Raw genomic sequence first — 17,653 nt, 5'->3', positions numbered from 1 at the left:
GAGCCTTTTCATCTGCCCCTGTGGGGGCGGACGGCTGCGAAGCAGCCCGGTGGGGGCAAGTCTTGAAAGCTTAAGCGGCGGCCAGTTCGGCCGAGACGGTGGCGAAAGCCCAGTCCAGCCAGGGGGTCAGGGCTTCCAGGTCGGAAGCCTCGACGGTGGCTCCGCACCAGATGCGCAGGCCGGCCGGGGCGTCGCGATAGCCGCCGATGTCGAGGGCGGCACCCTCCTTCTCGAGCAGGCTGGCCAGCTTCTTGGCGAAGTCGGCCTGGGCATCGTCCGACAGGGCGGCGATCGCAGGATCGACGACCTTCAGGCACACCGAGGTGTTGGAGCGGATATCCGGCGTCGCGGCCAGGAAATCGACCCACGGGGTCTTGGCCACCCAGTCGGCGATCACGGCCAGGTTCTGGTCGGCGCGCGATTGCATGCCTTCCAGACCGCCGATGGACGAGGCCCACTTCAGGGCGTCCAGGGCGTCTTCCACGCAGAGCATCGAGGGGGTGTTGATGGTCGCGCCCTCGAAGATGTCGAGGCTGACCTTGCCGCCCTTGGTCATGCGGAACAGTTTCGGCATCGGCCAGGGGGGTGTGTAGCTCTCCAGGCGCGCCACGGCGCGCGGCGACAGGATCAGCACGCCGTGTGCGCCCTCGCCGCCGAGGGCCTTCTGCCAGGAGAAGGTCACGACATCGAGCTTGGTCCAGTCGAGGTCCTGGGCGAAGGCGGCGCTGGTGGCGTCGCAGATGGTGATGCCTTCACGGTCGGCCGAGATGAAGTCGGCGTTCGGGACGCGGACGCCCGAGGTGGTGCCGTTCCAGGTGAAGACCAGATCCTTGGCCGGATCGACCCTGGAGGTGTCGGGCAGCTGGCCGTACGGGGCGTCGAGCACCTCGACATTGGGCAGCTTCAGTTGCTTGGTCACGTCGGTGACCCAGTCCTTGCCGAAGGACTCGAAGGCCATCAGCTGCACCGGGCGGGCGCCCAGCATCGACCACATCGCCATTTCGACGGCCCCGGTGTCGGACCCGGCGACGATGCCGATCAGGAAGTCGGCCGGGACTTCCAGCACTTCGCGCGTCTGGTCGATGGCGGCCTTCAGGCGGCCCTTGCCCAGCTTGCTGCGGTGCGAGCGACCGAGCACGGCGTTTCTGAGATTTTCGGGGGTCCAGCCGGGCCTTTTGGCGCAGGGGCCGGAAGAGAACTCGGGACGAGCCGGGCGTTGCGCCGGCTTGGCGAGGGTCGTCATAGCGATGTCTCCCATCCTTACAGATGGACAGCGCCCCGTTGGGGGGGCGTGGCCCGCCGGCGAGAAACGCTGTTTCAAACCCAAAGGCAAGGAGAGATTTGTCGCGGCGACGGGATTCTGGCGACCCGTCGGCAATTATTTTTCTTCGGAGCCTGCGCGACGACGCCATGAAACAATCGTCGCAGCCAAGATAATCAGCAGGATTGCAAAGGTATTTACGTTGTTCACTGCCCGATAAAGGTAGTCGTGTGGCTTCTCGCCGATCAGATAGTAGGCATGAAGGCTAAACTGTATGGCTTGGAGTATCATCGCCAATCCCAGCCAAGGGCTGAGATAGCGCATGGCGACCAGCAGAAAGCCAAGTGCGAGGGCTGCCTCTCCAATCAGAAGCGCCGTTGCCTGAAGCTCCGTAGGCAAAGAGACGTGGATGATCACGACCAGCAGGCTGCCGGTCAACACCAGCGCTGAACCCAGGCGTTCTGCAGAGCCGCCCCGCAACCAAGCCAGCAACACCGTAATGGCCGTAAGCGTCCAGAGCAGCGGTGCGATAAACTGTAACATAGCAAAAGCCCCTAACTCACATTAGGGGCTTCGCGAAGTTAAAGTGTTGCAACGATCGAGTTGATTAACCCGCGTCTCGCAAGTCCGCTGCCGAGCCACGAACGGCGTCTTTAGACTTATCCTCGATCCCGATCAGCTTCGTGCGAACGCCAATGCGCAGCTTTACGTCATTGAGTTCGTTGTGCATCTCGACCATGGCCGAACGGGCTTCGCCGAGGGCGGAGAGGGCTTCGACCAGCTTGGCGCTGGCGCGGTCGCCGACCACGGCCGAAAGGCCGATGTCCTTGCGAGCCTTCAGCATGTCGGCCATCAGCTCGGCGGCTTCGACCATCGCCGCATCCACCGCGTTCTCCGTCGCGAACAGCTTGGTCGCGATGCGTTGTGCAACAAAAACCTTTTCCACGCCCATCTCCCGTTAAGAACCTGTCAATCAAGGTAAACGAAGTCTTAACGCGTGCGCAACGGGAAACTCGTCTTGGCGTTGAATTGTCGCGGAGGGCTCCGGGGTTGGAAGTGAAGCGTTAGGAAGATGGCCCCAAAATGGGTCTTGCCCTTCACCCGGACGTCTCATGCCCGACACGCTGCGCCGCCCTGACACGCCGACCCACGCCCCCCTGCAGGCGCGCATTGCGGGCGTGGCCCTGATCACCACAGTGGTCGCGCTGATCGCCGCCTGCGCCTGCTTCATGGTCCAGCAATGGAGCGTGGCGCGCCAGGAGGCCCGGGCCAATCACCAGATCCTGACCCAGATGGTCGCGGCGGGGGCCGCCGCTCCCCTGGCGGCCGGAGACGTGACCGGCGTCCGCAATGCCCTGGCCGCCGTCGCCCGGGCTCCACATGTCGCAGGCGTACAGATCTCCGATCTCCAGGGCCGGGTCGTGGCTCAGGAGGGGGTTGCACGCGAGGCCGGAAAGGCGACCCAGACGGTCGAGAAGACCATCGTTCTGGATGGCCGGACGATCGGGACCCTGGCCCTGATGGCGCGCGAACCGCGGCTGGAGCAGATCCTGGCCCGTGACCTGGCCCTGACCGGCACCCTGTTCTTCGGATCGGCCGGTCTGGCGATTCTGCTGGCCAACAGCCTGGCGCGCCGCATGACCCGCCCGATGCAGCGTCTGACTGAGGCCATGCAGGCCGTGGCGGCGGACGGCCGCTTCCGGCCCGTCCAGCAGACCAGCGAAGACGACGTCTTTCACAGCCTGACCGAAAGCTTCAACCATCTGGTCGGACGGCTCGAGATCAACGACCAGGACCTGCGGGGTGCCATGGCCGAACTGGTCAAGGCGCGCGACCAGGCCAATGCCGCCAATGTGCTGAAGTCCCACTTCCTGGCCAATATGAGCCACGAGATCCGCACCCCCCTGAACGGCGTGCTGACCATGGCCGAGGTCATGGCGATGGATGAGCTCAAGCCGGCCCAGCGCGAGCGGCTGGCGGTGATCCGGGTTTCGGGCGGCCTGCTGCTCACCGTGCTCAATGACGTGCTCGACCTGTCGAAGATCGAGGCCGGCCGCCTCGATCTCGCCGCCGAGGACTTCGACCTCGCCGCCCTGGCGGTGGCCCTGCGCGACAGCTTCGCCGGCGAGGCGCGGGACAAGGGTCTTGCCTTCGAGGTTGCGGTCGCCGCCGAGGCCCAGGGGATCTGGCGGGGCGATGTCGACCGGCTGCGTCAGATCCTGGGCAATCTCATCTCCAATGCCCTGAAGTTCACGCCCAGCGGTGCGGTCGCCGTGCGCTTCGCCTCGGCCGAGGACGGTTCGGGCCTGCGCATCGACGTGGCCGATACGGGCATCGGCATTCCGTCGGAGATCCAGCCGCGCCTGTTCGACAAGTTCGTTCAGGCCGACAGTTCCATGACCCGCAAGTTCGGGGGTTCGGGCCTGGGTCTGGCGATCTGCCGCGAACTCACCGGCCTGATGGGTGGCAGCATCGCGGTGCAGAGCCGCGAAGGGCAGGGCTCGACCTTCACGGTGGTTCTGGCCATTCCGCGTGGCGAGGCCAGGGCCGTGGCCTCCGAACCGGTCCAGCCGGAAATTCCGACGACCCAGACCCGCCCGCGGGTTCTGGCTGCCGATGACAATCCAACCAATCAGAAGGTCATTGCCGCCGTCCTGGCGCCCCTCGGGGCCGAGGTCGAACTGGTTGCGGACGGCGCAGCCTGTGTCGAGGCCTGGAAACGGGGCGGACACGACATCATCCTGATGGACATCCACATGCCGGTCATGGACGGCGTCGAGGCCGCCACGACCATTCGCGAACTGGAACGGGCCGAGGGCAGGGCCCGCACGCCGATCGTGGCGGTCACAGCCAATGCCCTGGCCCATCAGGTCGAGGGCTATCTGGCGGCCGGCATGGATGGGCATGTGTCCAAGCCGATCGAGGTCACCAAGCTCTATGCGGCCATCGAGGCCGCCATGACCGCTGCGCGCCTTGCCGACGCGGCCTGAAGCCGGCTTTCGCAGCCTGCAAACATGAACGCCAGACAACGAGCGGCTCAGAACCGTGTCAGGCTCGGCATGGTTTCTTGAGATCAACGTCACCCACCCCCGGGGCGACGGAGAGTTTCAAGAGGAACCGACCGATGAAAAAGATCCTGCTTTCGATCACGGCGGTCTCGGCCCTCGCGGCCGCCACCGCTATCCCTGCCGCCGCCTCCGCCCAGTCCTTTGACCATCGCCTGGACCGACTGGAGCGCCGCATCGACCGGGGCCTGCGCAGCGGCTCGCTGAGCCGTGGCGAAGCCTACCGCCTGCACGCGCAACTGCGCGAGACCGCCCATCTCGAGCACCGCTATCGTCGCGGCGGCCTGACCGGATGGGAGCGCGCCGACCTCGATCGCCGCTTCGACCGTATCAGCGCCCAGATCCGGTTCGAACGCTACGACCGCGACTATGGTTCAGGCTATGGCCATGGCCACGATCGCGACTATCGCGACGACTATCGGCCGCGCTGGTAGTCACCCTGAGCGTCAGTCCGGCTCCACCCGCAGCCGGCTGTCCATCACTGTAAAGCCGCGGCCGCGCAGCAAGACGCGCGCGCCGCGGCTTTCGCAGTCCAGATCGCCGCCGCGGCCGGGATAGGCCTGATGGAAACTCAGCACCTCGCGGCCAAGCTTGTCGCCATAGAGGGGCATCAGGATGCAGTGGGCCGAGCCCGTGGTGGGATCTTCGGCAATGCCGCAGCCCGGCGCGAAGAACCGGCTGACCACCTGATAGGGCCGCCCTGGATCGGCGAGGGCCACGGTCACGATCTGGCCGGGACCGCCCGAGGCCTCGCTGCCCAGTTTCGCGACCGCTGACTGATCCGGCTTCAGCCTTCGGACCGTCGCTTCGTCGGCCATGACGGCGACCAGGTACATGCCGGCCCAGACCTCGACCGGGGCTGCGCCGAGGGCCTGCTCGAGCCCTTCGGGAACTGAAATCTGCTGGGGCGGATCGGCGGGGAAATCCAGTTCCAGCCGCTCGCCATCGCGTCGTACGGTCAGGGCCCCGGCCTGGGTGTCAAAGGTCAGCAGGGGCAAGTCCACCCCCATCTCGAAGAACAGGGCATGGGCGGCCGCCAGGGTCGCATGGCCGCAGATCGGGGCCTCCACGGCCGGGGTGAACCAGCGGAGGCCATAGCGCGACGGATCGGCCGTCTTCAGCAGGAAGGCGGTTTCGGCCTGATTGTTCTCGGCGGCCAGGGCCTGCATCCAGTCCGGAGAGGGCCAGGCGTCAAAGGGCTCGACCACACAAGCGGGATTGCCCCTGAAGGGGGCCGGGGCGAAGGCGTCGATGGTCCACTGGCGCATGGGGCGGATCTTTCAGAGGAAGGCGCCGACAGGGCTAATTCGGATTGATCCACAGATCAAAGATAACATTGTCATGGTGACAATCTAGGATCTGTCATCCCGGACGAGCCCGGCGAAGGCCGGGTGAAGATCCGGGACCGCCGGAAGCGCGGCGCTCAGGCGTCGGTCCCGGATCTGCGCGCGACGCGCTTGTCCGGGATGACATCCTATTCCACCGTGATCTCCGGCCAGCGCGCCTGGGCCGAGCCCGTCGTCCGTTCCCAGCCGCCCGCGCCCTTCAGGCGCAGGGGATTGGGTCGCAGATGCAGGGCGAACAGATCGTCCAGCCCGAACGGCGCAAAGACACTCAGGCTGTCGTCGGCCTCCATCCGCACGCCGACGCAGAAGGCGGTGGCGACGAAGCGCTTCAAGGCGGCGGCACTGCTTTCGAGTGGCGGATAGGGCTCGTCGGCCCCGAACTTCTTCTCGAACCACACATGCACCCGCGCTTGGTTGCGGACCTCGACCAGATCGCGCAGCGGCGGTTCGAAGGCGGCCGCCACCCGCTGGATCACGACATCCTCGGCCTCGTAGGAGATGTCGGAGACGTCGTGATAGGCGACGTCATAGTCCTTGATGCCATAGTCGGGCGCGCGGCCGGTCAGGTGGTTCCAGACCGGCTGATAGATGGCCCCGGAAAAGATCATCGCGTCGGGCAGATCCAGATCGCGGACCACGCGCAGCACCTGCATCGTGGTCGGCACGCCGTGGACGATGTCGATCAGGCGCGTTTCGAGGGATGTCGTCATTTCCGCAGCATCCATCCATGGTCGAGCGGGCCGTGGCCCTGGCCGAAGCCGGGGGCGTGCAACATGGCCTGATGCACATAGGTCCAGGCCCGGGCCACCGCCTGTTCCAGAGACTGGCCCTGGGCCAGGCCGGCGGCGCAGGCCGAGGCCAGGGTACAGCCTGTGCCGTGGGTGTGCCGCGTGTCGATCCGTTCGCCCTCGAAGGTCGTTTCGCCCGCCGGGGTCATCAGCACGTCGATCATCCGATCACCGTCAATGTGCCCGCCCTTCATAAGCACGGCCCGAGCGCCCATGGCGAGCAAGGCCTCGCCGGCCCGGCGCAGGTCGTCGGTGGTCTCGACGCTTAGGCCCGTCAGGGCCGCGGCCTCGGGCGCGTTGGGGGTCAGCAGGGCGGCGCGGGGGATCATCAGGCTCTTGACCGCCCCGATCGCGGCGTCGGCCAGCAGGCTGGCCCCGCCCTTGGCGACCATGACCGGGTCGATGACCACCGGGACATTCCCCCCCTCTTGAGATTGGGCGTATTCCAGAATGACGGCCACCGTTTCGACCACGCCCACATCGCCCAGCATGCCGGTCTTGATGACGTCGGCCCCGATGTCGTCGAGCACGGCCCGGGCCTGGGCGGCGATGATCTCCAGCGGGATCGGATGCACGCCGGTCACGCCCAGGGTGTTCTGGACCGTCACGGCGGTAATGGCGGTGGCCGCATAGCCGCCGAGGGCGGAGATGGTCTTGATGTCGGCCTGAATGCCCGCGCCGCCGCCGGAATCCGATCCGGCGATGACGAGGACGCGGCCTTGATGAGCGTGGGTCATGACGGCAGTCCTAGGGGGGAATCGGCGGAGTGCGAAGAGGGCGTGCGGCACTGGCCCCCTCGTGACCGCTGCGCGGTCGTCCTCCCCCGGAGGGGGAAGATGGGTTCCCGGGTTTCATCTTCCCCCATGCTCCCCTTCGGGGGAGCTGCCGGCGAAGCCGGCTGAGGGGGTTGGGGGGGAAGACGGTCGCGAAGCGACCCATAGGGGGCAAGTCTGGCGGACACGGCTTCTCTACCCCGCGCTTTCGCTGCGAGGGTGATGGAAAGGGTCGCGGAGCGTCCGGACGACGTCCGGATGAGAGATAGAAAATACCGTTTCGACGAAGCCGTCCGCTCCGCGTCACCGTTTTCCGTCCGCCTCCCGCCAGGTGGCCCTGTTGAGGCCTTACCGGGACCCGGACCGCGCCGTTTCCAGCGCGTTCCGGCGATCGAAGAGGACGGGCTTACAGCCAGACACGCCCTTTTGTCTTCAACCACGCCGACGGCGGGCGGGTCTGGCCAGCAACCAGGTCCCCGGACGCGCTTCAGTATCCCCCTGAAGCCCAGTCCCGCTCGATCACCCCCCGCCGCCGCCATGGTCGCTGGCCCTGCGCCCTTTCCTCGCGACGAGGTGGGTCAAGAATACGGGAGGTTTGGGCGCGTCGGATAAGTTTGCTGAACGCCCGGATTGATCCTCCCCCTGGAGGGGGAGGTGTCGGCGAAGCCGACGGAGGGGGAAGTCTTGCTGAATCAAGGCGGTCTTCCCCCACCGGCCTCCGGCCGCCTCCCCCTTCAGGGGGAGGATCTGGGTTCAATCCCCGTGCCGATCCGGGGATGGCGCGATCGCACTCCCCGCACTGGCCCCCTACGGATCGCCGTCCTTCATCTTCCCCCCGCAGGGGGGAGGACGACCTGCAAAGCAGGTCAGGAGGGGGCCTGCGGCGTCTGACGGGGAAACTCCGCCTCGGCGTCGCCCACGCGGGAGCCATCCTTAAATCTCACGACGAGACGTTCAGTTTGTCCGGAAAGACGGCCGACACCAGACGCCCCCTCCGTCACGATGCGTATTCGCATCGCGCCACCTCCCCCGTTTGGCTTCGCCACCCTTCGGGACACGGGGCAGGAGCGTGAATCTGTTCTTCTCCTGCCCCGTAGCGAAGCGTGCGGGGGAGGTGGCGCGGCGCCGATAGGCGACGTGACGGAGGGGGCGCTGCTGAGCCTTACCTCCGCTGCACCCATGAAGGGTCCGCTCACCACCCTCAACAGACCTTCAAAACAGCCGCAGCGCCCCTCACGACGCTGCCGCCCTCACCGCCTCCCACACCGCCAGCGCCTGCGCCGTCTCGCGCACGTCGTGGGCCCGCACGGCCGCCACGCCCGCCGCCGCGCCGGCGAGATGCGCCGCGAGCGAGCCGCCCAGACGCGCCCCGGCGGCCTCGGCTAGGGGGTCGATGGCGGCGATGAAGCGCTTGCGGCTCGCCCCGAGCAGGACCGGAAAGCCCAGGGCGACCAAGTGCGGCAGGGCGGCCAGCAGGGCCAGGTTGTGGGCCAGGGTCTTGCCGAAGCCGATACCCGGATCCAGCCAGATCTTCTCGCGCGCCACGCCCGCCGCCATCGCGGCCGAGGCACGGGCCAGCAGGAAGGCTTCGACCTCGCCGACGACATCGTCATAGGCGGGCGCGTCCTGCATGGTGCCGGGCTCGCCCAGCATGTGCATCAGCACCACCTCGCAGCCCAGTTCGGCCGCAACCCCGGGGGCGTCGGCGGCGAAGCGCAGGGCGGCGACATCGTTCCAGATCGTGGCCCCGGCCGCGACGGCGGCGCGGGCGACGGCGGGCTTCATGGTGTCGATCGAGATCGCCACATCGCTGTCGGCACGGATCGCCTCGATCAGCGGGATCACCCGGGCCAGCTCTTCGGCTTCCGACACCGGCGCAGCGCCGGGCCGGGTCGACTCGCCGCCGATGTCGAGGATGTCGGCCCCGTCGGCGATCAGCCGGCAGGCATGGGCCAGGGCCTGGGTATGATCCAGGAACCGCCCGCCGTCCGAAAAGCTGTCGGGCGTGACATTGACGATGCCCATGAGGCGGGGCCTGGCAGGTCTGAAGGTCATGAGCGGTGTTCTAGGCCCTGGAGGTGGCAAAGAAAAAGCCGGCCCCGCAAAGGACCGGCTTTTCCGAGTTCAGAGGCTTCAGTACCTAGACCGTGACGCCGGCCGGCGAGATCGGCACGGAGGAGACCGGGGCTGCCGGCTTCTTGTCGTCTTCGTCCTGGCGGGTGGGCTGGACGCCCTTCATCACGCCGATAATCTCGTCGCCACTGAGGGTCTCGAACTCCAGCAGGGCCTTGGCCACCGCGTGCAGGTTGTCGAGCTCCTCGGACAGGATCCGGCGGGCCTCGTCCTCGCCGCCCTTGACCAGGCGACGGACCTCGGAGTCGATCTTGATCATGGTCTCGGGCGAGACGTTCTGGGTGCGGGCGACCGAATGGCCCAGGAACACCTCGTCCTGGTTGTCGCCATAGGCCACGGTGCCCAGCTCGTCGGAGAAGCCCCAGCGGGTGACCATGTTGCGGGCCAGGCCGGTGGCGGCGCTGATGTCGCTGGAGGCACCCGAGGTGATCTTCTCCTTGCCGAAGATCAGCTCCTCGGCGACCCGGCCGGCCATCATGATGGCCAGACGCGAGGTCATCATGTCGAAGCTCATCGAATAGCGGTCGCCCTCGGGGAGCTGCATGACCATGCCCAGGGCCCGGCCGCGCGGCACGATGGTGGCCTTGTGGACCGGATCGGCGACGGGAACGCGCAGGGCCACCAGGGCGTGGCCGCCCTCGTGATAGGCCGTCAGCTTCTTTTCGTCCTCGCTCATGGCCATCGAGCGGCGCTCGGCGCCCATCATGACCTTGTCCTTGGCGTATTCGAAGTCGTGCATGGTGACCATGCGACGGTTCTTGCGCGCCGCCGTCAGGGCCGCCTCATTGACCAGATTGGCCAGATCCGCGCCCGAGAAGCCGGGGGTGCCGCGCGCCAGGGTGCGGACATCGACATCGGCAGCCAGGGGGATGTTCTTCATGTGGACGCGGATGATCTTCTCGCGACCGGCCACATCGGGGTTGGGCACCACGACCTGACGGTCGAAACGGCCTGGACGCAGCAGGGCCGGATCCAAGACGTCAGGACGGTTGGTCGCCGCGATCAGGATGATGCCTTCATTGGCCTCGAAACCGTCCATCTCGACCAGCAGCTGGTTGAGGGTCTGTTCGCGCTCGTCATTGCCACCGCCAAGGCCGGCACCGCGATGGCGACCGACGGCGTCGATTTCATCGATGAAGATGATGCACGGCGCGTTCTTCTTGGCCTGTTCGAACATGTCGCGGACGCGGCTGGCACCGACGCCGACGAACATTTCCACGAAGTCGGAACCCGAGATGGTGAAGAACGGCACGCCCGCCTCACCGGCGACGGCACGGGCGATCAGGGTCTTGCCGGTGCCCGGAGGGCCGATCAGCAGGGCGCCCTTGGGAATCTTGCCGCCCAGGCGCTGGAACTTGGCCGGGTCCTTCAGGAAGTCGACGATCTCGGTCAGCTCTTCCTTGGCCTCGTCAACGCCCGCCACATCGTCAAACACAACGCGGTTCTTGTTTTCGGTCAGCAGGCGGGCCTTGGACTTGCCGAAGCCCATGGCACCCTTGGCCCCGCCCTGCATCTGGCGCATGAAAAACACCCAGACGCCGATGATCAGGATGATCGGCAGCAGGTTCACCAGGATGGCGAACAGGCTGATGCCGCCGCCCTTGAACTTGACGTCCGCGCCCCTCGCCACCAGTCGATTGACCAGCTCGTCGGAATTGTTCGGCGCATTGACGGTCAGCACCTTGCCCGAGCTGTCCTTGGCCTGGACGATCTGACCGGCGATATCGGCCGACTTGATCTCGCCAGCGTCCACCTTGCGCAGAAGCTGCGAATAGCTGATCTCACCGCCGGCCTGGCTATGCGAGGTCTGGTTCACGACAAACATGCCGACCAGCACCGCCCCGATCACCAGCCAGATGGCTGCATTCCTGAAATTCATACGCGTCGTCTTCCCAAGGATAGCCTTCGACCTCCCAAGATAGGGGGTCGAAGGCGCTTCCGCCACGCGCGCTTTGTCAGGTCACGCATTCTTGGTCGATCAGGCCCGTCGCGGCCCTGAATCGATCCAGGACGAGCGCCCGAATTCGCACATCGGGATCGCCTGCAAAAGCCGGGCCGCCGAGGACGGGACAGGTGACCTCTCCAGACGGCAAAGCCAGTACCGGCAAGGCCGGGCGGGATGCGGGGCTCACGCTGCGCAGGGCCTTGCGCTGGGGCTCAGGCAGGTCGGCGGCCAGGCCTTTCAGCGCCCGAACCGTCACGGGGCTCGTGCCGGCGACAATTTCAAAGCGTCCGTCCCAGACACCGGTCTGGCCCGCCGCCAGGGCGAGATCGCCCAGACCACCCCGTTTTGATTCGCCCGCGTCGCGTAAAAACCGCACCGAGTCCGCCTCGGCCTCGATCCTGGCCCCAGCCAGGGTGGCGGTGAAGGCCTCGCGGGACCGCAGCCGCGTGACCAGGCGCTGCAAGCGCTCGCCGCGCGGCGGACGCTCGGTTCCGGCGGCGCACAGGCAGGCGGCGGCGACATGGGCGGCCGCGGCGGCCCGGGGCAAGGTAAGGCCGCCAAGGGGGTCTCCCTCGAAGTGTGGCTTCGCGGGTTCGGGCGGTGCGGTGGCAGGTGTGGCCGTAGGGGCCAAGGCGCGCCGGGCCCGCGCCCGGGTCGAGCCCGGATCCTCATTGGCGGGATCGTCCAGCCAGGTCTGCCCCCGCTCCGTCAGCCAGGCGCGAAGCCCGGCCCGCCTCTGGCCCAGCAGGGGCCGCAGCAGAAAGACGTCCCGGCCCTGTGGCCAGACCGGTGATGGGGCCCAGATCCGGGGATCGCTAACGGTGGAGCCCTCGGCCCGCATGGCGGCGGCTTCCAGCCGGTCATCGGCGGTGTGGCCCAGCAGCAGCACCCGCGCCCCGGCCGCCCGCGCCGCCTCAGCCAGCAACGCATGACGCGCCCGGCGCGCGGCGGCGGAAAGGCCCGTCGCCGGCTTGGGGCCTGTCCAGGCCAGGGCGAGGGATCGGGCACCCAGAGCGGCCGCCTTCTGGACCGCCTCCTGGGTCCAGAGGGCGCTGTCGGGCTGCAGCTGATGGTCGACGGTCAGGCTCAGCACCGGTCGCCCGTGCCGGCGCGCCCACTCGAGGGTCAGGATCAGCAGTGCCAGGGAATCGCCGCCGCCCGAAAAGCCGACGGCGAGGGGCGCGGCACTGTCAGGGTCCAGCCGCCGGTCGAGGGCGGCCGAGACCTCTGCTAGGCGCACTTGGCCGCGACACGGGTCGAGGCCGCCCGCGAGACGACCGCCGGCGGGGCCTTGGGATAGCGCTTGGCCAGCTCGTCCAGCGTCTTGCAGGCGTCAGCGGGCTTCTTCAGCGCCACCAGGGCGCGGGACAGCTTCAGGGTGGCGTCGGGGGCCCAGGCGGTCTGGGGCCAGCCGCGGACCGCGCCGAGATAGGATCCGGCGGCGTCGCCATAGGCTTCACGCACGAACAGGGTCTCGCCCAGCCAGTAGCGGGCCTCGGGCGTCCGGGGGGTGTCGGGATAGTTGGTCACAAAGGCCGCGAAGGCGGCTTCCGCGCTCGGATAGTCGCCATCCAGCAGGAACTGGCGGGCCTGCTTGAAGGCCAAGGCCGGATCGGCGGGCGGGGCCGGCGGGGGCGGAACCTCGGCGGTCTGGGCCACCTGTGCCGCCTGGGCGGCAGCGGCCTCCATCGCGGTCAGCTGGGCTTCCAGCGTCGCCAGTCGGGCCTCGAAGGCATCACTGCGGGCCTTCTGCTCGGCCAGGGCCCGGCGGGTCTGGTCAAGATCGTGGGTCAGGGCCTCGTTCTGGCCGTTGGCGCGCTGCAGGGTCTGTTCGAGGTCACCGAGCCGCTCGCCCAGGCTCAGGATCTGGGCGTCGGTCTCGGCCGGCTGCACGACCACCGGCTTGCCGGTGTCGCGGCCCTGGAAGACGATCGAGCGCAGTTCCCGCACCACCTTCTCCATCCGCTCGACACGCTTGACCGAGCGGTCGTCCAGCGGATCGTCGGGCAGCGGGGTCTGGGCCAGGGCCGGGACGGCTGTCGTGGCCAGCAGGGCGGCCAGCAGAACGGATTTCAGCTTCATGTCGGCGATTATGCCCTGATTACGGACAAAAGTGGGGCGGCCTTCAAACAGTCATCCCCCGGTCGCGATGCGATCCGGGGGACCCAAGCGGGCTAGGCGGCCCTTGCGGCTTGGGTCGCCCGGACAAGCCGGGCGATGACGGCCTGATGGGCTTAGCGCGCGCCGTCGGTGATGGCGGTGCGGGCGTTACGGTTCTTGGCCCAGGCCTCTTCGGAGGTGCCTGCGTCGATCGGGCGCTCCTTGCCGTAGGACAGGGTTTCGATACGCGCGCCGGCCACGCCCTGGTTGACCAGGAAGTCACGGACGGCGTTGGCGCGGCGGGCGCCGAGGGCCAGGTTGTACTCGCGGGTGCCGCGCTCGTCGGCATTGCCCTCGATGCGGATACGAACAGCGGGATAGCGGTTCAGCCACTGGGCCTGGGCGGCCAGGACCGGCTGGGCGTCGCTGCGGACGACATATTCGTCGGTGTCGAAATAGATGCGCTCACCGATATTGATCACGAAGTCCTGCACCGAGCCCGGCAGCGGGCCCTGGGGCACCGGCGAGGTCGGCGGGGTGTAGGGCTTGGTGGGGGCGGCAGGCTCGGTCGGCGCGACCGGGGCCGGGCCCACGGGCGTCGGGCGCGAGGCGCAGGCGGCGAGAGATGCGGCCGCCAAACCGATCAGCGCCAGTCTAGCGGCGCGCTTGGTGTCGAAGTTCATCCTGTTTCTCCTCAAAACCTCGGTTTGGACCCGTTGAATACCCGCCAAGCACCTCGGCGGGATCATGAAAACGCCTGACCAAGCCTCACAATGACGTCAGATGACCCTGTCGCGACCTGGATTCACTTGCAAGGCGAACCATCACAACAACGCCGCCAAACGGCCGGGGTTTCCCCCGGGCCGGCTTAGTCCAGCAAGGGCGACCAGGCCGGATCGGAGGCCTGGCCCTGATAGGCGGCCGGTCGCAGGATGCGGCCGGTGATGTCGACGGTCCACAGGCGCGGCGTGCCGTTCTGGCTCTCGCGGAAATACATCAGCACCCGGCCGTTCGGAGCCCAGGTCGGGCCCTCGTCCAGATAGCTTGTGGTCAGCAGGCGCTCGTCGCTGCCGTCCGTGCGCATCACGCCGATATGGAACTGTCCGCCGGTCTGCTTGGTGAAGGCGATGAAATCGCCGCGCGGGCTCCAGACCGGGGTGGTGTAGCGGCCGCCGCCATAGGAGATGCGGCGCACGCCGGAGCCGTCGGCGTTCATCACATAGAGCTGGGCCTGGCCGCCGCGGTCGGAGTTGAACACGATCTTGCTCCCGTCGGGCGAGAACGACGGCGAGGTGTCGATGGACGGATCGGTAGTGATGCGCGTCGACTGGCGGCTGCGCAGGTCCAGCACATAGACATCGCTGTTGCCGGCCTTTTCGACCGAGAAGGCCACCTTTGTGCCGTCCGGTGAGAAGCGCGGCGCAAACACCATGCCCGGGAACTTGCCGACCGTTTCCTGGCGGCTGGTCTCGAGATTGAGCAGATAGATCGACGAGCCCGTCGGCCGCAGGGCCATATAGGTCAGCTCCTGGCTGGTGGCCGAGAAGCGCGGGGTCATGACAATATAGGAGCCGTCGGTCAGGAACTGCGGATTGGCGCCGTCCTGGTCCATGATGGCCAGGCGCTTGACCCGGGCCATCTTCGGACCGCTCTCGGCCACGAAGGCGACGCGGGTGTCGAAATAGCCCTTCTCGCCCGTCAGGCGCTCATAGACGGCGTCGCTGATCTTGTGGGCCACGCGGCGCCAGTTGTCGGGCGTCGAGGAGAACTGCAGGCCCAGGAGCTGCTGCTGGCTGAACACGTCCCACAGGCGGAAATCGACCCGCAGGCCGCCGTCGGCCCCGACCGTCACCTGGCCGTTGATCAGGGCCTGGGCCCCGGTCGCCTGCCAGTCCGGAAAGCGCGGCTGGACATTCACATCGGCCAGCTTGTCCGGCACCGCCGTGACGTTCAGCGGCTGGAACAGGCCGGACCGCTCAAGGTTGCCGGTGATGACCTGGGCGATCTCGGCCCCGCGCGGGGTTCCGGAAAAGGCCGGCACCGCGATCGGCAGGGGCTTGACCGCCCCGGCATTGATGTCGACCTCGATCTGGGCGGCGGCCGGCAGGGCCATGCCGCCCCCGACCAGGGCGGCGACCATCAGAATCAGGGCTTTCAGGCGCATCACATTCCCTCTGGGCGTCATCATCGCGAGCAAGCCTGTTTTGCGTTGAAGTTCAGGGCGATTTTCTGACCGTAGAGATCAGACGGCAGATAGGCGAACGGCGAAGCCTGCAGCAGGGCCCGCACCGCGCGGTCTGAAGCGGCCTTGACCACCGGATCGGACGAGCTGGTGCCCGGCGTTTCCGGCTGACCCACGACCCGGCCGCCGGGGCCGATCACAAAGACCACCCGCACGCTGACATTGGCTCCGCCTTCGACCTCGCAGTTGGGATTCCAGCGATCCTGCACCTCGCCCTGCAGTCGGCCCAGGGCCGCGGCGGACAGGCCGGTGGCGGCACCGAGCGCGGGGCGGGCCGACACCGAGGTCTCCGCGCGGCTGGGACCCTTGGGTGCCGGCGCGGCGGACTTGGCGGTCGAGGCCTTGGTCTTGGACAGCGAGGCCTCCATAGAGGCGAAGAAGTCGTCCTTGGGCTTGGCCGGTTTCGGGGTCTTGCTGGCTGTCGGGCTTGGCTTGGGCGCAGGCGTCGGCGCGGGGGCCGGGGCCGGAGGTTCCGGGGTCGCCTCGGGGGCCGGGGTTTCGGTCAGGGCCGTCTGGTCTTCGAGGGCCTCCTCGGCCGGCCGGACATTGGTCGGACCGGTGGTGACGATCGTGACCGGCACGCTTTCGCCCAGGGTGATCGGCACGGGCTTCTTCCACGGCAGGCCGATCAGAATGGCCGCCGCGACCAGGCCGTGCAGGGCCACCGACCCGATCAGGGCCGGGGAAAATCCGGTTTCCGCGCGCCGGGCCATCAGCAACCTATTGGGCCGGCCGCAGGTCGCCCGACCCTTCGGGCAGGGCGTCGCGCGGAACGGCGCTCGGCGTCACATCGCCGGAGCTTGCACTGCCCGACGAGGGCCCGCCGGTCTCGGTGATCAGGTTGATCTTGGCGAAGCCGGCATTGGACAGGGCCGCCATGGTCTGGGCGACCACGGCATAGGTCGCCTTGCCGTCGGCCCGCACAAACAGCGGCTTGTCATAGCCGTGGCCGGCGATGGCGGTAATGCGGGGGGCGAGGTTCTCGAAGGCAATTTCGGTCTCACCGACAAAGATCGCCCCATCGGCGCGGATCGAGACCGTGATCGGCTCCTGCTGGTTCTGCAGGGCGGCGGCTTCGGTCTTGGGCAGTTCCAGCGGCACGCCGGCCGTCAGCAGCGGGGCGCTGATCATGAAGATGATCAGCAGGACCAGCATCACGTCGACCAGCGGGGTGACATTGATCTCGGACAGGGCCCCGCGCGAGCGGCGGCCGCGTCGGCGACCGCGGCGACCGCCGGTGGCGAAAGCGTCATTGGCGGACATCGACATGGGGCTAGACCCGCTCGGCCAGGCGGCGCTGGATCGCGGTGGACAGGTCGTCGGCGAAGCCTTCCAGGCGGCCGGAATACTTGCCCGCGTCGGTCGAGAACTTGTTGTAGGCGATATAGGCCGGGATGGCGGCCACCAGGCCAATGGCGGTGGCGAACAGGGCCTCGGCGATCGAGGGGGCCACAACGGCCAGGGACGTGTTCTTCGACAGGGCGATGCTCTGGAAGGCGTGCATGATGCCCCAGACCGTGCCGAACAGGCCGATGAAGGGGCTGGCGGTGGCGACGATGGCCAGGCTGCCCAGGCCCTCTTCGACCTTGGCGCTCTCGCGGGCGATCATGGTGTCCATGATCCGGTCGATGCGCTGGATCAGAAAGGCACTCTGGCTCTCGCTGATCGCGCCGCGCGCCTTGGCGTCACGCCATTCCTTGAGCGCTGCCTGCAGCATGCGCGGCAGGGCGTGGCGCGGATTGGCCCCGGCCTCACCGGCCACGTCTTCCAGGGAACGTCCCGCACCGACCTGGCTTTCGAAGCGGTCGGCAGCCCTGTTGAGCGCCGCAAAGCGGAACAGCTTGTCCAGAATCACCGCCCAGGACCCCAGCGAGGCCAGGATCAGACCGATCATCACCCCCTTCACGACCCAGTCGGCCTGCAGGAACAGGGCGACAAACGAGAAATTGGCGGGGGCGGCGGCTGCGGCGTCCATGCGGGAAATCCTGATCCGGTCGGGC

General features: G+C 67.7%; 17 protein-coding genes. 2 read left to right on the top strand and 15 right to left on the bottom strand.

Going from position 1 to position 17,653, the window contains the following annotated elements; translation table 11 throughout:
• Positions 1-70 precede the first annotated feature (70 nt).
• The 3 genes from ACW17U_RS01300 to ACW17U_RS01290 all read right to left on the bottom strand — a co-directional run bounded on the left by ACW17U_RS01300 (position 71) and on the right by ACW17U_RS01290 (position 2,213).
• A complete protein-coding gene (locus ACW17U_RS01300) occupies positions 71-1,243 on the bottom strand; it encodes a phosphoserine transaminase (RefSeq protein ID WP_062149358.1) in 1,173 nt (390 codons plus the stop codon).
• A gap of 135 nt (positions 1,244-1,378) precedes the next feature.
• Positions 1,379-1,804: a hypothetical protein gene (locus ACW17U_RS01295; protein WP_492054534.1), complete on the bottom strand. Its 426-nt coding sequence runs from the start codon at positions 1,802-1,804 to the stop codon at positions 1,379-1,381.
• A gap of 64 nt (positions 1,805-1,868) precedes the next feature.
• Positions 1,869-2,213: a hypothetical protein gene (locus tag ACW17U_RS01290; protein WP_492054533.1), complete on the bottom strand. Its 345-nt coding sequence runs from the start codon at positions 2,211-2,213 to the stop codon at positions 1,869-1,871.
• A gap of 160 nt (positions 2,214-2,373) precedes the next feature.
• Here ACW17U_RS01290 and ACW17U_RS01285 point away from each other — a divergent pair, with 160 nt between their 5' ends.
• Positions 2,374-4,251: an ATP-binding protein gene (locus ACW17U_RS01285; RefSeq protein WP_492054532.1), complete on the top strand. Its 1,878-nt coding sequence runs from the start codon at positions 2,374-2,376 to the stop codon at positions 4,249-4,251.
• A 134-nt stretch (positions 4,252-4,385) separates the two neighbouring features.
• A complete protein-coding gene (locus ACW17U_RS01280) occupies positions 4,386-4,760 on the top strand; it encodes a hypothetical protein (RefSeq protein WP_492054531.1) in 375 nt (124 codons plus the stop codon).
• Positions 4,761-4,772: 12 nt separating this feature from the next.
• Here the strand turns inward: ACW17U_RS01280 and ACW17U_RS01275 are convergent, their stop codons facing one another.
• The 12 genes from ACW17U_RS01275 to tolQ form a co-directional block, all read right to left on the bottom strand.
• Entirely contained in the window at positions 4,773-5,594 is an 822-nt protein-coding gene (locus tag ACW17U_RS01275) for a PhzF family phenazine biosynthesis protein (RefSeq protein WP_492054530.1), read from the bottom strand.
• A gap of 206 nt (positions 5,595-5,800) precedes the next feature.
• Complete coding sequence (locus ACW17U_RS01270) at positions 5,801-6,382, bottom strand: nucleotidyltransferase family protein (RefSeq protein WP_492054529.1); 582 nt, start codon at positions 6,380-6,382, stop codon at positions 5,801-5,803.
• Complete coding sequence (gene thiD, locus ACW17U_RS01265; RefSeq protein WP_492054528.1) at positions 6,379-7,197, bottom strand: bifunctional hydroxymethylpyrimidine kinase/phosphomethylpyrimidine kinase; 819 nt, start codon at positions 7,195-7,197, stop codon at positions 6,379-6,381. The genes ACW17U_RS01270 and thiD overlap by 4 nt, the downstream gene beginning before the upstream one ends.
• A gap of 1,269 nt (positions 7,198-8,466) precedes the next feature.
• Positions 8,467-9,288, bottom strand: coding sequence for a dihydropteroate synthase (gene folP / locus ACW17U_RS01260; RefSeq protein ID WP_492054527.1), 822 nt, complete (start codon positions 9,286-9,288; stop codon positions 8,467-8,469).
• A gap of 85 nt (positions 9,289-9,373) precedes the next feature.
• A complete protein-coding gene (ftsH, locus tag ACW17U_RS01255) occupies positions 9,374-11,245 on the bottom strand; it encodes an ATP-dependent zinc metalloprotease FtsH (RefSeq protein ID WP_492054526.1) in 1,872 nt (623 codons plus the stop codon).
• A gap of 76 nt (positions 11,246-11,321) precedes the next feature.
• On the bottom strand, positions 11,322-12,551 hold the full coding sequence (tilS, locus tag ACW17U_RS01250) for a tRNA lysidine(34) synthetase TilS (RefSeq protein WP_492054525.1): 1,230 nt from the start codon (positions 12,549-12,551) through the stop codon (positions 11,322-11,324).
• Positions 12,542-13,393, bottom strand: a complete 852-nt coding sequence (gene ybgF / locus ACW17U_RS01245) for a tol-pal system protein YbgF (protein WP_492054524.1) — start codon at positions 13,391-13,393, stop codon at positions 12,542-12,544. Before ybgF ends, tilS begins: the two co-directional genes overlap by 10 nt.
• A 152-nt stretch (positions 13,394-13,545) precedes the next feature.
• On the bottom strand, positions 13,546-14,109 hold the full coding sequence (gene pal, locus ACW17U_RS01240) for a peptidoglycan-associated lipoprotein Pal (protein WP_062149395.1): 564 nt from the start codon (positions 14,107-14,109) through the stop codon (positions 13,546-13,548).
• 170 nt (positions 14,110-14,279) lie between these two features.
• The gene (gene tolB, locus ACW17U_RS01235) at positions 14,280-15,575 is read right to left on the bottom strand and encodes a Tol-Pal system beta propeller repeat protein TolB (protein WP_062149398.1); all 1,296 of its coding nucleotides are present in this window, start codon (positions 15,573-15,575) and stop codon (positions 14,280-14,282) included.
• 20 nt (positions 15,576-15,595) lie between these two features.
• On the bottom strand, positions 15,596-16,366 hold the full coding sequence (tolA, locus tag ACW17U_RS01230) for a cell envelope integrity protein TolA (RefSeq protein ID WP_062151739.1): 771 nt from the start codon (positions 16,364-16,366) through the stop codon (positions 15,596-15,598).
• A 7-nt stretch (positions 16,367-16,373) separates the two neighbouring features.
• A complete protein-coding gene (locus ACW17U_RS01225; RefSeq protein ID WP_492054522.1) occupies positions 16,374-16,922 on the bottom strand; it encodes an ExbD/TolR family protein in 549 nt (182 codons plus the stop codon).
• 4 nt (positions 16,923-16,926) lie between these two features.
• Positions 16,927-17,628 carry a protein TolQ gene (tolQ, locus tag ACW17U_RS01220; protein ID WP_062149403.1) on the bottom strand — a complete coding sequence of 234 codons (702 nt, stop codon included), beginning with the start codon at positions 17,626-17,628 and terminating at the stop codon, positions 16,927-16,929.
• Positions 17,629-17,653: the final 25 nt, after the last annotated feature.

The organism is Caulobacter sp. AVps16, assembly GCF_058681455.1.
Note: the sequence above shows the minus strand (reverse complement) of the source record. Positions and strands in the feature narration are given on the sequence as shown.

What these genes read in the sequence shown, in the direction of transcription:
- ACW17U_RS01290 (WP_492054533.1), bottom strand. Translation starts at nt 2,213, where the DNA reads ATGGGCGTGGAAAAGGTTTTTGTTGCACAACGCATCGCGACCAAGCTG.
- ybgF (WP_492054524.1), bottom strand. Translation starts at nt 13,393, where the DNA reads ATGAAGCTGAAATCCGTTCTGCTGGCCGCCCTGCTGGCCACGACAGCC.
- ftsH (WP_492054526.1), bottom strand. Translation starts at nt 11,245, where the DNA reads ATGAATTTCAGGAATGCAGCCATCTGGCTGGTGATCGGGGCGGTGCTG.
- ACW17U_RS01275 (WP_492054530.1), bottom strand. Translation starts at nt 5,594, where the DNA reads ATGCGCCAGTGGACCATCGACGCCTTCGCCCCGGCCCCCTTCAGGGGC.
- folP (WP_492054527.1), bottom strand. Translation starts at nt 9,288, where the DNA reads ATGACCTTCAGACCTGCCAGGCCCCGCCTCATGGGCATCGTCAATGTC.
- ACW17U_RS01300 (WP_062149358.1), bottom strand. Translation starts at nt 1,243, where the DNA reads ATGACGACCCTCGCCAAGCCGGCGCAACGCCCGGCTCGTCCCGAGTTC.
- tolA (WP_062151739.1), bottom strand. Translation starts at nt 16,366, where the DNA reads ATGGCCCGGCGCGCGGAAACCGGATTTTCCCCGGCCCTGATCGGGTCG.
- ACW17U_RS01285 (WP_492054532.1), top strand. Translation starts at nt 2,374, where the DNA reads ATGCCCGACACGCTGCGCCGCCCTGACACGCCGACCCACGCCCCCCTG.
- ACW17U_RS01270 (WP_492054529.1), bottom strand. Translation starts at nt 6,382, where the DNA reads ATGACGACATCCCTCGAAACGCGCCTGATCGACATCGTCCACGGCGTG.
- tolQ (WP_062149403.1), bottom strand. Translation starts at nt 17,628, where the DNA reads ATGGACGCCGCAGCCGCCGCCCCCGCCAATTTCTCGTTTGTCGCCCTG.
- tolB (WP_062149398.1), bottom strand. Translation starts at nt 15,575, where the DNA reads ATGCGCCTGAAAGCCCTGATTCTGATGGTCGCCGCCCTGGTCGGGGGC.
- ACW17U_RS01225 (WP_492054522.1), bottom strand. Translation starts at nt 16,922, where the DNA reads ATGTCGATGTCCGCCAATGACGCTTTCGCCACCGGCGGTCGCCGCGGT.
- thiD (WP_492054528.1), bottom strand. Translation starts at nt 7,197, where the DNA reads ATGACCCACGCTCATCAAGGCCGCGTCCTCGTCATCGCCGGATCGGAT.
- ACW17U_RS01295 (WP_492054534.1), bottom strand. Translation starts at nt 1,804, where the DNA reads ATGTTACAGTTTATCGCACCGCTGCTCTGGACGCTTACGGCCATTACG.
- ACW17U_RS01280 (WP_492054531.1), top strand. Translation starts at nt 4,386, where the DNA reads ATGAAAAAGATCCTGCTTTCGATCACGGCGGTCTCGGCCCTCGCGGCC.